Here is a 13,523-nt window from a genome sequence, read left to right on the forward strand (position 1 = left end):
GGCCGCCCCCGTCGCGGCCGCTGGCGCCATGGCCAAGCCGGGAGCATGGCGGCGGGATCGGCAACGGCAGGCCGGCTGCACCGCCAGCTTGCTGGCGGCACCTGCACCGCACCCCGCTGGTGCGTGAGTGCCGGTGTGCCTCAGCCCTGGCGCAGGCGGCGGTAGAAGGTGCTGCGGCTGATGCCCAGTGCGCGTGCGGCGGCGCTGGCGTTGCCGCCGTGCTGTTGCAGCAGTTGCGCCAGCTGCCCGCTGGCGGCGCTGGCCGCCGCCGGGTGGTGTTCGCGCAGGGTGTCCGGCAGATGGGTCAGCCCCAGCTCGGTGCCGTCGTCGACCAGCGCCAGCAGCGTCTTCAGCAGGTTGTCGAGCTGGCGCAGGTTGCCCGGCCACGGGTAGCGGCGGATGAAGTCGGCCAGCGCCGCCGACAGCGTGACCCCGCGCCGTGCGCCGCCGTGCTGCGCCAGCAGGTTGGCCGCAATCTGTGCCACGTCGCCGCGCTCGCGCAGTGGCGGCAGCCGCAGCGGATAGTGGCCGAGGCGGTAGTAGAGGTCGGCGCGGAAGCGGCCGGCGGCGACTTCGTGCTCCAGGTTGCGGTGGGTGGCGGCGACGATGCGCACGTCCACCTTCTGCCCGATGCCGCCGCCCAGCGGCACCACCAGCCGCTCCTGCAGCACGCGCAGCAGCCGCGCCTGCAGGCTGGCCGGCATGTCGCCGATCTCGTCGAGGAACAGGATGCCGCCGTCGGCCTCGCGCAGGCGGCCACGGGCACCCTGCTTGCGCGCGCCGGTAAAGGCGCCTTCTTCATAGCCGAACAGCTCGGCCTCGATCAGCCCTTCCGGAATCGCCGCGCAGTTGACCGCCACCAGCGGCGCGCCGGCGCGGCTGCTGGCCGCGTGCAGCGCCTGCACGAAGCGCTCCTTGCCGACGCCGGTTTCACCCAGCACCAGCACCGGGATGTCGGCCTCCAGCAGCCGTTGCCCGCGTTGCAGCAGGCCGTCCGGCAGCGCACCGGCGTCGTTGCGGCCAACCTTGCTGTCCGGCTGTCGTGCGGCGCGCGCGGCGGCGTGGTCGGCCGGCATCGCTGCGGGTGCCGCCTGCCGTGGGGTGGGCGGCAGCAGCCGCGCCGAATACAACTGGCCGCCGTGGCGCAAGGACGCAACGTCGATGCCGTGGCGGCTGAGCCAGTGTTCCAGGCTCTGCCCGGCCAGCGCGGCAAAGCGGCGTGCCCAGCGCCGGCCAGTCCAGCCCCAGCGCCGAGAGCGCGGCACGGTTGGCCGCGCGCAGCACGCCGTCATCGTCGAAGCCCAGCCGTCCGCAGCGCGGCGTGGTCAGCGTGGCGGCGTCGGGGGCGAAGCGCAGCTCGAACAGCGCGCCGGCCTGCTCGTCGAACAGGCGCTGCTCGATGTGGCGCACCGCCGCCTGCACCTGCTGCTGCTGCGCGTCGCCCAGCTTGCGCGGCAGGCCGGAGACGTCGACCACCCCCAGCAGCTCGCCCTGCGGGCTGACGATGGCGCCGGCGGTGCACGACAGCTGGCGGTTGCGCTCCAGGTAGTGCTCGCTGCCGCGCACCCGCACCGGGCCGCCCAGTACCAGCGCGGTACCGATGGCGTTGGTGCCGCGTACGTCCTCGCGCCAGTCCATGCCCGGCAGCAGTGCCACCCGCTCGGCGCGGTCGAGAAAGGCCGGGTGCCCCATCTGGTCGAGGATCACGCCGTGGCGGTCGGCGACGATCACCACGTGGCCGTCGTCGACCACGCTGTCGAACAGCGCGTCGATCGCCGGCCGCGCCAGCTGCAGCCAGTCGGCGTTTTCCTGCTGCCGGCTGCCGAGGCTGGCGGTGTCCAGCTTGTCCGGCAGCCGCAGCCGCGCCGCGGACAGGCCGAGGCCGAGGCAGCGCCGCCACGAGTGCAGGATCGGGCTGGGCACGCTGTTGTCGGGCAGGGTTTCGCCCTCGAAAAAGCGGCGGCGGATTTCGGCTAGCGGCAAGGACGACATGATGGCTCCGGCTTGTGTCAGTGTGTCGCGACAGGTGTGTCAGGCTGCGACAGCGGCGCTCGGCTCGCTCCGCCGATTATGCGCGCCCGAGCGTGGCGAACAAGCGCTAAAAAAACAGCGCCGCTGGCGCGCTGCAACATCGGCACGCGGCGGTGGCCGCCGTTGCAAGGTTGGCCGCACGCTGCGGTGCAGCATCCGGAAACGCTGGCACGCGCCGTGCACTGTTGCAGTCACACCCGCTTGAGGTGAGCCAAGACAACAGGAGAGAGACGATGAGCACCATTACCCCGGCCCAGTACGGCCTGAACCTGAAATCCCGCTACGACAACTTCATCGGTGGCCGCTGGTTGCCGCCGGTCAATGGCCGCTACTTCGAAAACCTGACCCCGGTCACCGGCAAGGCGCTGTGCGAGATCGCCCGCTCCGACGAGGCCGACATCGAGCTGGCGCTGGACGCCGCCCACGCCGCCAAGGCCGCCTGGGGCAAGACCAGCGTCGCCCAGCGCTCGCTGATCCTGCTGCGCATCGCCGACCGCATGGAGCAGCACCTGCACACCCTGGCCACCGTCGAAACCTTCGACAACGGCAAGCCGATCCGCGAGACGCTGGCCGCCGACATCCCGCTGGCGATCGACCACTTCCGCTACTTTGCCGGCTGCATCCGCGCGCAGGAAGGCAGCCTCGGCGAGATCGACGCCACCACCGTCGCCTACCACTTCCACGAGCCGCTGGGCGTGGTCGGCCAGATCATCCCGTGGAACTTCCCGATCCTGATGGCGGCGTGGAAGCTGGCGCCGGCACTGGCCGCCGGCAACTGCGTGGTGCTGAAACCGGCCGAGCAGACGCCGCTGTCGATCCTGATTTTTGCCGAGCTGGTGGGTGATTTGCTGCCACCGGGCGTGCTCAACATCGTCAACGGCTTCGGCACCGAGGCCGGCAAGGCGCTGGCCACCAGCAAGCGCATCGCCAAGATCGCCTTCACCGGCTCCACCCCGGTCGGCCGCCTGATCATGAACTACGCCAGCCAGAACCTGATTCCGGTGACGCTGGAGCTGGGCGGCAAGTCGCCGAACATCTTCTTTGCCGACGTCGCCGCCAAGGATGACGCCTTCTTCGACAAGGCGATCGAGGGCTTCGTGATGTTCGCGCTCAACCAGGGCGAGGTGTGTACCTGCCCGAGCCGCTCGCTGGTGCACGAGTCGATCTACGACCGCTTCATGGAGCGCGCACTGAAGCGCGTGGCCGAGATCAAGCAGGGCAACCCGCTGGATCCGTCCACCATGATCGGCGCGCAGTCGTCGCAGGAGCAGATGGACAAGATCCAGAGCTACCTCGCCATCGGCAAGGAAGAAGGCGCCGCGGTCCTGGCCGGCGGCCAGCGCGCCCACCTCGGCGGCGATCTGGAGGATGGCTACTACATCCAGCCGACCGTGTTCCAGGGCCACAACAAGATGCGCATCTTCCAGGAGGAAATCTTCGGGCCGGTGCTGTCGGTGACCAAGTTCAAGGACGTCGAGGAGGCGCTGCACATCGCCAACGACACCCTGTTCGGCCTGGGCGCCGGGGTGTGGACCCGCGACATGAACACCGCCTTCCACATGGGCCGCGGCATCGAGGCCGGCCGGGTGTGGACCAACTGCTATCACGCCTACCCGGCGCACGCGGCGTTCGGCGGCTACAAGCAGTCCGGCATCGGTCGCGAGACGCACAAGATGATGCTCGACCACTACCAGCAGACCAAGAACCTGCTGGTCAGCTACAGCGAGGACAAGCTCGGCTTCTTCTGAGGCTGAGCGCGGCCGGCGCAGGCCGGTTTGTATCTCGGGCGCGGCGGGCTGCCTGCCGCCGCGCTGTTCCAAGCGCAGTACCCGAACGCTGGCGCAGCACGCACCCCCTGCCAGCAGTCGCAGATGAACCATCGCCGGGCCGCAGCATGGCGGCGGGCAAAGCCAGACATAGGGATTTCCAACCATGACAACGACCACTTTCTTCATTCCGCCGGTCAACCTGATCGGCGACGGCTGCCTCAATGACGCGCTGCAGGCGATCCGCGGCTACGGCTTCCGCCACGCGCTGATCGTCACCGACGCCGGGCTGGCGCGCGCCGGCGTGGCCGCCAAGGTCGCCGCGCTGCTGCAGGCGCAGGACATCGAGGCCACCATCTTCAGCGGCGCGCAGCCGAACCCGACGGTGGCCAACGTCGAGGCCGGCCTCGCGCTGCTGCGCGACAAGCGCTGCGACTGCGTGATTTCGCTCGGCGGCGGTTCGCCGCACGACTGCGCCAAGGGCATCGCGCTGGTGGCCACCAACGGCGGCCACATCGCCGACTACGAGGGCGTCGACAAGTCGGCCAAGCCGCAGCTGCCGCTGATCGCCATCAACACCACCGCCGGCACCGCCAGCGAGATGACGCGCTTCTGCATCATCACCGACCAGGCACGCCACATCAAAATGGCCATCGTCGACCGCAACGTGACGCCCATCCTGTCGGTGAACGACGCCTCGCTGATGCTGGCCAAGCCGGCGGCGCTGACCGCCGCCACCGGCATGGACGCGCTGACCCACGCCATCGAGGCCTACGTGTCCACCGCCGCCACCCCGATCACCGACGCCTGTGCGCTGCAGGCGGTGCGGCTGATTGCGGCCAACCTGCGCACCGCGGTGCGCAACGGCCAGGACCTGCACGCACGCGAACAGATGGCCTACGCCCAGTTCCTCGCCGGCATGGCCTTCAACAACGCGTCGCTCGGCTACGTGCACGCGATGGCGCACCAGCTCGGCGGCTTCTACGACCTGCCGCACGGGGTGTGCAACGCGCTGCTGCTGCCGCACGTCGAGGCCTTCAACGCCAGCGTCGCCGCCGGCCGGCTGGCCGATGTCGCCGCCGCGATGGGCGAGGATGTGGCGGCGCTGGATGCCGCCGCCGCCGCCGAGTGCTGCCTGGCGGCGATCCGCCGCCTCGCCGCCGACATCGACATCCCGGCCCGGCTCAGCGAGCTGGGGGTGCAGGAAGCCGACATCCCGCTGCTGGCCGCCAACGCGCTGAAGGACGCCTGCGGCCTGACCAACCCGCGCCCGGCCAGCCAGGCCGAGATCGAGGCCATCTTCCGCCAGGCGCTGTAAGCCGTCCTCCTGGCACGGTGCTGCGGCGGCAGGGCTCCCTCCCGCTGTCGCCGCAGTGCTGCTGCCTTGTCCTTGCCCGTCTGATGTGTCGCAACACAGACGGGTTTTTTTGGGCCTATCATTTTGATGTCATGGCTGGCGCGGCACCCTGCCCGCCGGCCGCCGGCGCCACCTTCCGGTGGTCTGCCCGCCCCCAACCGCTGGAGTCCGCATGTCGTTTTTCCGTAACCGAGCCACCCGTGCGCCCGCTGCCGCCAGCGCCATCCCGCCGCTGCAGGTCTTGCGCAGCGACAGCCACAGCTATGAAGCGGCGCTGGCCGCCAGCGCCAGTCCGCGGGTGCGGCTGGTGCTGGGCTACGTCAACCCGTCCGCCAACCTGGAACAGATCGGCCGCTGCATCGCGCGCCATTTCCCGCAGGCGAAGATGCTGCTGACCACCACCGCCGGCGAGCTGTGTAGCCGCCAGGCTGGCGACGCGCTGTACCTGCCGGCCGACGGCCAGTGGCAGAGCATGGTGTTCCAGCTGTTCGACGAGGCGCTGCTGGCCGGGGTGCACATCGAGGCGGTGGCGCTGGCCTGCGACGACATCAAGGCCGGCAGCCCGGTGCTGAGCCACGCCGCGCGCATCGCGCGGCTGCAGGAGCACGTTGGCCGCATCCGGCTGCCGTTCGCGATGCGCCACGACGAGGGCTTCGTGCTGACCCTGGTCGACGGCCTGTCCAATAGCGAGAGCTACCTGCTGGAGGCGCTGTACGAATCCGGCAAGCTGCCCTACCTGTTCGTCGGCGGCTCCGCCGGCGGGCCGCTGGACTTCTCGATGACGCGACTGTACGACGGCCAGCAAGTGCGCGACGGCCACGCGGTGTTCGCCTTCATCAAGCTGGCGCCGGCCTACCGCTACGGCGTGTTCAAGAGCCAGAACTTCGAGGACAGCGGCAGCCACTTCACCATCGCCGAGGCCAGCACCGAGCTGCGCCGCGTGCACTCGGTGATCGATGAACACAGCGGCGAGATCCGCAACGTGCTCGACGCGCTGGCCGCGCACTTCCGCTGTCCGCGCCAGCAGCTGGCGGCCAAGCTGCAAAGCCACAGCTTCGGCATCAAGATCAATGGCGAGCTGTTCGTGCGCTCGGTGCTGGCGGTGAACGAGGCCGGCGGCTACCTGCAGTTCGCCTGCGACCTCGCCTTCGGCGAGCGGCTGCACCTGCTGCGCAGCACTGATCTCGCCGAGCACACCCGCCGCGACTTTGCCGCCTTCAGCGCCGGCAAGCCGGCCGCGGTCGGCGCCATCCTCAACGACTGCATCCTGCGGCGGCTGAACAACGCCGGCGCGCTGGCGCGTGCCAACGTCTACGGCGACATCCCCGCCGCTGGTTTTTCCACCTTCGGCGAGCTGCTCGGCGTCAACATCAACCAGACGCTGACCGCGATCTTCTTCTACCCGGCGACGGCGGCGTTCAGCGACGATTTCGTCGACCGCTTCCCGGTGCACTACGCCAACTTCAAGAACTACTTCTACCGCCGCGAGCTGGCGCGCGCACAGATGACCGGGCAGATGAAGAGCCGCGTCATCGCCGAGCTGAACGGCTACAAGAGCTTTGCCGCGCAGCTGATGGCCAGCCTGCCGCTGTTCCGCGATGCCACCACCGAGCTGGTGTCGCATCTGGGCGTGATTGAGAACGACATCCACCGCTTTGGCAGCGAGATCAATCGCGGCGCGCAGACCGCCGGCACGGTGACCGAACGCATCGGCCATCTGGAAAAGGATGCGCAGCAGATCGGCGAGGTGATGCAGATGATCAAGAAGATCGCCGAGCAGACCAATCTGCTGGCACTCAATGCCGCCATCGAGGCCGCCCGTGCCGGCGAGGCCGGGCGCGGCTTTGCCGTGGTCGCCGACGAGGTGCGCAAGCTGGCCAACACCACGCAGTCGAACCTGAACGCCACCGGCGGTGCGGTGGACAACGTGATGAACGGGGTGCGCGATGTCGGCGGCGACGTGCGCGACATGGGCAGCCAGGTCAGCGCCTTTGCCGGCGAGATGGGCAAGGTGGTCGGCACCCTGCAGCAGCTGGCCGCCACCTCGCAGCACAGCAAGCTGCGCGTGGACGAGATGCTGGGCCAGACCGAGGCGCTGTACGAAAAGATGCGCGCGGTGGACAAGGAGCTGGACGCGATCCTGAAGCTGGAACAGCAGTAAGCCTGCCCGTACTGCGCTTGCGGCCAACCCTGACAGGTTGGCCGCAGGCGTTTGTGTGACGGTGTGTGACCGGCTTCACAAAGCTTAACCAGCGCCTGATTGACGCTGGCATGAGGTGGCCGTTAGCCTTGCGGCCATCCTGGCAGGGCGCGTGTTCCCCTGCCGCCCTGCGCCGCGTTGTTGCCGGCGCCCTGCCACAAGGAGTCCGCATGAGCCTGTCCCGCTATTCCGCCCTCATCTCCGCCGCGCTGCTGGCCGCCTGCGCCGCCACCACGCCGCAACCCGACGGCCGCTGGAAGTCGGCCGGCGACAACGAGCCGCCGATCGAACTGGAACTGAAAAACGGCCGCCTGTCGGTGTCCGGCGGCTGCAACCGCCTGTTCGGCACCGCCCGCGTCGAGAACGGCGTACTGATCGTCGACCAGCTGGCCAGCACCATGATGGCCTGCGACGCGGTGTCGATGGCGCGCGACCGTGACCTCAGCCAGCTGCTCAATAGCCGGCCGACGGTGCGGCAGCAGGACGGCCACCTGTTGCTGGCCGGGCCGGGCAAGCAGCTGGAATTGCGGCAGCAGGAGGATCTGTCGGCGGCGCCGACGCGGCTGGTCTACGTCGCCGCCGAACGCAAGCCGTGCAGCGGTGTGGCGCCGATGCAGTGCCTGCAGGTGCGCGATAGCAAGGACGCGCCGTGGCAGCTGCACTACGGCGAGATCGAGGGCTTCAAGCCCGAGCCGGGCATCGCCTACCGCCTGCGCATCAGGGAAGTGAAAGTGCCCAACCCGCCGGCCGACGCGCCATCCGTGCGCTGGGTGCTGGACAAGGTGATCGAACAGCAGGTGGTCGCGCCGTAAGACGCGCGGCGCAGTCCATAGAAAACATGCGGCCAACCTTGTACAAGGTTGGCCGCATGTCTTTTGGGGCAGGGAAAACTCAGCGCCGCGCGATCAGCACGATGCCCATCCCGATCAGCAGCATGCCCAGCAGCTCACCGCTGCCCGGCCATTCGCCCAGGCTGGTGGCGGCCATCGCCACCGCCAGCACCGGGATCACCAGCGCGTTGAAGCTGAGCGTGGACGCCGGCAGGCGGCGCAGCAGCCACAGCCACGCCAGCCAGCCGACCGCGCTGGAGAACACGCCGGAGTAGATCATGCCCAGCACGAAGGCCGGCGACCAGTGGATGGCGGCGAAATCGGCGAACGGCAGCAGCAGCGGCAGCGGCGCGAGGCCGATCAGCGCCTGCCAGCCGGAGAAGTTCAGGCTGTCGAGCTGGCCCTGCTGCGCGGTCTTCTTGGTCAGCACCGAGCCCAGCGCCCACAGGAAACCGGCCAGCACCGCCAGCAGCATCGGCAGCACGCCGTGCAGCTGCCACGGCGCCACGATCAGCATCAGCCCGGCAAAGCCGGCGACGAGCGCGCGGCGCGCGTTGGCGGTGAACGGCTCCGCCAGCAGCCAGCGCGACAGCAGCGCCACCCAGAACGGCATGGTGAACACCAGTACCGAGGTGCGCCCGGCGGCGCCGGCCACCAGCGCCAGCGTCACCGTCAGGCCGTAGGCGAAGGTGGTGGTCAGCCCGACCTGCAGTGTCTGCTTCAGCCGTTGCGGCCGCAGGCCGTGGCCGCGCGCCAGCAGCACGCCGAACAGCGTCAGGCTGCCGATGGTGGTGCGGATGATCAGGTGGGTGATGGGCGTCGCCGCCTGCAGCGTCACCTTCATCACCACGTAGTTGTACGCCCACATCGTCACCAGCCCGGCGAACAGCGCGTAGGGCAGCCAGCGGCTGGCGGACAGCGCGGCAATGTTGGCCGCGAGGCGGCGGGCGGGATTGAGGGTGCTCATGTGCGGCTCCGGTGGCGGGCGTTTGCCCGATGCGATGCTCACAGTGTAGAAAGCCCGCCGCTGCCGCTTGCTGCGTTATCATGCGCCACAGTGCAGCGACGCTGCTTTTGAATGGCTGTTGACGCAGGATTCCTGACATGCTGGATGCTTACGATCGCAAACTGCTGGCGCTGCTGCAGGAAGACGCGCGCCAGACCCACGACGCGCTGGCCGAGGCGGTCAACCTGTCGCCGACCGCGGTCACCCGCCGCCTGAAGCGGCTGCGCAGCGAGGGCATCATCCGGCGCGAGGTGGCGCTGGTCGATCCGGCGCTGTTCGGCCGCACGCTGCGGCTGGTGGTCAACGTGATGCTGCAGCGCGCGCAGGCGCCGCTGGTGGATGCGTTCAAGGCGGCGATGGACGCGGCGCCGGAGGTGATGGAGTGCTACAACGTGACCGGCCGCCCGGATTTCGTGCTGATGGTGCTGGTGCGCGACATGGGCGACTACGAGCGCTTCGCCCGTGCCCACCTGATGAACAACCCGCACGTGCGCGAGTTCGAGTCGCTGGTTGTGATCAATACCTGCAAGTACCGTACCGCGGTGCCGGCCGATCCGGACTGAGCACCTGTTCACGATCTGCTGCAACTGATCTCACGGGGCGATACGACGTTGAAAACCGCTTCGGCATGCTGGTTTATCTCTGGATAAACGCCGCTTCCTCAGCCGTTTTCGCCTTGTCTCGCGTGAGCGCGCGAGATCGTGAACACGTTCTGAGCGCCGCTAAGCAAACCCCTGATCCTGCATTGCACCGCCTAGCCGTACGACTGCTACGGTCTGCGTCGGCGCGCCTAGCCTCAGCTGCGCTGCGAGGTGTTGTTCGCGGCGCTGGACGCGACCCTGCAAACGAATGCGGCCAACCTTGATCAAGGTTGGCCGCAATATTGTCCGGCTTAGCTTAAGGTGCCGTGGCTCAGTCCTCGTGCAGCACCGCGTGTTCGATCTCGGCGAAGGCCTGCGGCACGCGGATGAAGTTCAGCGAGATACCGAGCCGGCGCGCGATGTGCGAGGTGGAGAACAGGCCGCACACTTCCAGGTGCTTGCTGCTGCCGTTCAGCTCCACCACCAGCGCGTGCTGGCGGCCGGTGTGCTTCATGGTGGCGACCAGCTGGCCGATGCTGGCGTTCGCCACCTCGGCCATGTCCAGTGCCTCCAGTTCGCGGCGCGGGGTCATCACGTCGGACACCAGCAGTTCATCGTGGCGCTTGCCGCGTTCCTGGATGCATTTCATCGGTCGTTCGCCGAGCACGTCGGAGGCGGTGAGCAGGCCGGTCAGCGCGCCCTCGCGGTCGGTGACGAACAGCAGGCGGATGCCGTGGCTGACCATGCGTTCGTGGGCGTCGTGCAGCAGTGCGTCCTCGCAGATGCTGACCGGGTCGATCACCTTCAGGTCGGTCATCACGTCCAGCGCCGGGCTTTTCAGCGACAGCGTGCGCTGCGGGCGCTGGTCGACGTGGATCAGGTCGGTGGTTTGCGGCAGGGAAAGGGTGGTCAGGGCTTGGTACTGGGTGTCCATGGCGGGCGCTCCTCGTCTGTTTTCTGGTTTTGCCGCGCGCCGGGCACGAGCTCCCGGCGGCGGTGCGCAATACCGGGGGCAACACCATCATGCTTCCCCATTGGCACCCCAGTGTCTTTATCTAAGCACGCTTTGCCGGCGCCTGGCGCGTTTTTCTTGGCCGGCAGCTGATTTTCGTCAACCACAGGAGCTAGCCGGCTCCGTCTTTTGGCGTATCGGCAACAGTTGCCGCCGCCCGTACACTGTTAGTCCCGCCCCGTGTATCAGGACCGCCCGCCATGACCGCCATTACCGATTTCGCCAGCCTGCTGGCCGCCGCCCGCGCCCAGCCGACCCCGCAACGCCTGCTGTTCGCCTTTTGCCAGCGCCGCCTGCACGACGACCACACGGCGCAGGAAGCAGAACGCTTCGCCGCCGGCGAAGGCGGCATCCTGCAGCCCATCCTGTGTGTCGACAAGACGCCGGCCGAGCTGGGCGATTTCGCGCAGCTGGCGCAGGACGCCGACGCGCTGGACGCGCGCTGGCAGCTGGTGTTCGTTGCCGCTATCGACAGCAGCAGCAGCGCCGACGCCGACGGCCCGCTGAAGCGCATGGTGCAGACCATCCAGACCGGCGGCGACGTGGCGCGTTACCTCGCGTTCAACCGCGACGGCGCGCTGCTGCAGTTCCTGTGATCACGGCTTAGCCGGCGCAGCAGCTTGTCAAACGGCCCGGGCAGGGATCCCCCTGCGGCGGGCCGTTGTTGCGTGCGGTTTCGTGTGCGGCAGCCGGACACCCCCGGCGACGGCGGCAAGACGCGGCGTGAGCGGCGCTAGCCCGCCACCGCCGGCAACTGCGCCAGTAGCTGGGTCAGCGCCGCGTGCAGCGCCGTTACCGCGCCGTCCATGTCCCAGTCGTCGTGCCCCGGCTGCACCACGTTGGAGATGGCGCGCAGCTCGATAAACGGCACTCCTTCCTGCTGGCAGACATGGAAGAAGGCGGCGCCCTCCATGTTCTCGATCTCCACCGCGCTGCTGTCCACGAACGGCGCCAGCGCCGCGTTCAGCGACAGGCTGCGCGCGCGGCGCAGGGGGCTGGCCGCCGGCAGGTGCGGGCAGTGCAGCGTATGGCGGCGCTCGAACGCCATCTCCAGCGGCAGCTGCGCCAGATGGGTAAAGCCCTGCGGCGTGAAGAAGCCGAGATCGCCTTCCACCTCCGAGCTGACCAGTACCACCTCGCCGATGGCCAGCCCGGCCTGCGGATACATGCCGGCGATGCCGGCCAGGATCAGCAGTGATGGTCGCCGCTCGTGGATCACCTTCAGCGTGGCGTAGGCGGTGGCGGTCAGCCCGACGCCGCTGACCACGGTGTGCACCCCGGGGTGCTGGAACTGGCGCGCCTCGGTGGCGGTGGGAAACAGGATGCAGATGCTCATGGCGGCTCGCGGGCTAGTGAAAAGGGACAGCCGCCACTATGCCACAGCGGCCGGCGCGGCCGGGCGGCGGCGGCCTGCATTTAGTGGTGTTCTTTTCAGGAATTTGAGCCATTACTGAATAATCCCGTCGCCGGTGCCCTTGCCATGGCCGATTCCGCCAAGACCCGACTGCCGTCCTCCTTCGTCCGCCTCGGCCAGCCCCTGCCGGTCGATGTCTACCACGAGAGCGGCATCCTGCTGCTGAAGAAGGGCCACTACGTGCTGACCCCGGAGCAGCGCGAGCGCCTGCTCGCCGCCGGCCACGGCGACAGCGAGGCGGTGGCGGCGCGGCTGGAACGCGAGCAGCAGGAACGCGCGGCGCGGCGGCAGCAGGACAGCCTGGCGCAGCCGTGCAATCCGCTGGTGGAGTTCGAATTCCTGCTGCACCGCGTCGAGGGTCTGCTCAGTCACGGCCTGGCGGTGCGTGGCCTCGGCAGCGCGCTGCGCGAGGTGCTCGCCAGCCTGCTGGAACTGAGCCAGCGCCTGCCGGACGGCATGCTGGCGGCCAGCCTGCTGCTGGACAGCCGCCTGCCCGCCGCCGCACACGGGCTGCGGGTGGCGACCACGCTGGCGGTGCTCGGCCGCCGCCTGGGGCTGGACGCGGCGACGCTGCACAGCGCCTGTGGTGCGGCGCTGACCATGAACATCGCCATCGTCGGCCTGCTCGGCAAGCTGCGGCAGCAGGACGAGCCGCTGAGCGAGGCGCAGAGCGCGGCACTGCTCGCCCATCCGGTGATCGGCTCCGCCATCCTGCGCGAGGCCGGCATCGACGACGAGCTGTGGCACAGCCTGGTGCAGTGCCACCACGAAAAGCCGGACGGCAGCGGCTACCCGCAGGCGCTGCGCGGCGACGAGGTGCCGCCGCTGGCGCGCCTGCTGGCGCTCCTGGACCAGCTGGGGGAACAGGTGGAAAGCGGGCGGCTGTTGCCGTCGCAGGCGCTGGCGACGCTGTTCCGCGATCCGGCCGGCGGCCACGATCCGGCGCAGCTGGCGGCGCTGGTGAAGGAACTGGGCGTGTATCCGCCGGGCAGCTTTGTCGAGCTGGCCAGCGGCGAGATCGCGGTGGTCACCTACCGCGGCGACAGCGCCAACACGCCGCGGGTGGCGGCGCTGCGCCGTCGCGACGGCCCGCCCTACGCCGAGCCGCTGCTGCGCGACACCCGCCAGCTGCCATTCCGCATCAACAAGGCGGTCGGTCGCGGTAGCACCGGCGTCAAGCCGGCCTATCTGATCCGGCTGTGGCAGCGGCGCTGAGTGTTGCTTCACGATCGGCGGCGGGGGCGATACGGCGTTGCAAACGGCTGCGGAATGCGCACTGACCACTTGTAAACGTCGCTTGCTCCGCCGGTTTCGCCAGGCCTGATT

General features: G+C 69.1%; 11 protein-coding genes and 2 pseudogenes. 8 read left to right on the plus strand and 5 right to left on the minus strand.

Annotated features, from left to right (window positions below):
• Nucleotides 1-140: 140 nt before the first annotated feature.
• Both ACG97_RS18065 and ACG97_RS18265 read right to left on the minus strand, forming a co-directional pair.
• The gene (locus ACG97_RS18065; protein WP_369793042.1) at nucleotides 141-1,076 is read right to left on the minus strand and encodes a sigma-54-dependent Fis family transcriptional regulator; all 936 of its coding nucleotides are present in this window, start codon (nucleotides 1,074-1,076) and stop codon (nucleotides 141-143) included.
• Between the two features lie 370 nt (nucleotides 1,077-1,446).
• Nucleotides 1,447-1,992, minus strand: a pseudogene (locus tag ACG97_RS18265) (hypothetical protein); the annotation flags it as partial.
• Between the two features lie 272 nt (nucleotides 1,993-2,264).
• Here ACG97_RS18265 and adh point away from each other — a divergent pair.
• From adh to ACG97_RS11980, 5 genes and pseudogenes are all read left to right on the plus strand, one after another.
• Nucleotides 2,265-3,779 (plus strand): aldehyde dehydrogenase, encoded by a 1,515-nt coding sequence (gene adh / locus ACG97_RS11965; RefSeq protein WP_047967600.1) that lies wholly within the window; start codon nucleotides 2,265-2,267, stop codon nucleotides 3,777-3,779.
• A gap of 184 nt (nucleotides 3,780-3,963) precedes the next feature.
• Nucleotides 3,964-5,115 carry an L-threonine dehydrogenase gene (gene yiaY / locus ACG97_RS11970; protein WP_047967601.1) on the plus strand — a complete coding sequence of 384 codons (1,152 nt, stop codon included), beginning with the start codon at nucleotides 3,964-3,966 and terminating at the stop codon, nucleotides 5,113-5,115.
• A 211-nt stretch (nucleotides 5,116-5,326) separates the two neighbouring features.
• Nucleotides 5,327-6,499 (plus strand): annotated as a pseudogene (locus ACG97_RS18270) (FIST signal transduction protein); the annotation flags it as partial.
• Between the two features lie 228 nt (nucleotides 6,500-6,727).
• Nucleotides 6,728-7,315, plus strand: a complete 588-nt coding sequence (locus ACG97_RS18275) for a methyl-accepting chemotaxis protein (RefSeq protein WP_369793043.1) — start codon at nucleotides 6,728-6,730, stop codon at nucleotides 7,313-7,315.
• Nucleotides 7,316-7,524: 209 nt separating this feature from the next.
• Nucleotides 7,525-8,166, plus strand: a complete 642-nt coding sequence (locus ACG97_RS11980) for an META and DUF4377 domain-containing protein (RefSeq protein WP_053068164.1) — start codon at nucleotides 7,525-7,527, stop codon at nucleotides 8,164-8,166.
• Nucleotides 8,167-8,245: 79 nt separating this feature from the next.
• On the opposite strand, the gene ACG97_RS11985 is transcribed toward ACG97_RS11980, so the two are convergent.
• Entirely contained in the window at nucleotides 8,246-9,151 is a 906-nt protein-coding gene (locus tag ACG97_RS11985) for a DMT family transporter (RefSeq protein WP_156168032.1), read from the minus strand.
• A gap of 137 nt (nucleotides 9,152-9,288) precedes the next feature.
• Between ACG97_RS11985 and ACG97_RS11990 the strand changes: the two genes are divergently transcribed.
• Nucleotides 9,289-9,753 (plus strand): Lrp/AsnC family transcriptional regulator, encoded by a 465-nt coding sequence (locus ACG97_RS11990; protein ID WP_047967602.1) that lies wholly within the window; start codon nucleotides 9,289-9,291, stop codon nucleotides 9,751-9,753.
• Between the two features lie 349 nt (nucleotides 9,754-10,102).
• Here the strand turns inward: ACG97_RS11990 and ACG97_RS11995 are convergent, their stop codons facing one another.
• Nucleotides 10,103-10,705, minus strand: coding sequence for a CBS domain-containing protein (locus ACG97_RS11995; RefSeq protein WP_047967603.1), 603 nt, complete (start codon nucleotides 10,703-10,705; stop codon nucleotides 10,103-10,105).
• Between the two features lie 278 nt (nucleotides 10,706-10,983).
• Between ACG97_RS11995 and ACG97_RS12000 the strand changes: the two genes are divergently transcribed.
• Complete coding sequence (locus tag ACG97_RS12000) at nucleotides 10,984-11,379, plus strand: hypothetical protein (RefSeq protein WP_047967604.1); 396 nt, start codon at nucleotides 10,984-10,986, stop codon at nucleotides 11,377-11,379.
• A gap of 137 nt (nucleotides 11,380-11,516) precedes the next feature.
• Here the strand turns inward: ACG97_RS12000 and ACG97_RS12005 are convergent, their stop codons facing one another.
• The gene (locus ACG97_RS12005) at nucleotides 11,517-12,119 is read right to left on the minus strand and encodes a purine phosphorylase (protein WP_047967605.1); all 603 of its coding nucleotides are present in this window, start codon (nucleotides 12,117-12,119) and stop codon (nucleotides 11,517-11,519) included.
• A gap of 144 nt (nucleotides 12,120-12,263) precedes the next feature.
• Here ACG97_RS12005 and ACG97_RS12010 point away from each other — a divergent pair, with 144 nt between their 5' ends.
• Complete coding sequence (locus tag ACG97_RS12010; protein WP_047967606.1) at nucleotides 12,264-13,412, plus strand: HD-GYP domain-containing protein; 1,149 nt, start codon at nucleotides 12,264-12,266, stop codon at nucleotides 13,410-13,412.
• The last annotated feature ends 111 nt before the right edge of the window (nucleotides 13,413-13,523 follow it).

Source organism: Vogesella sp. EB, from assembly GCF_001037925.1.
Lineage (GTDB): Bacteria > Pseudomonadota > Gammaproteobacteria > Burkholderiales > Chromobacteriaceae > Vogesella > Vogesella indigofera.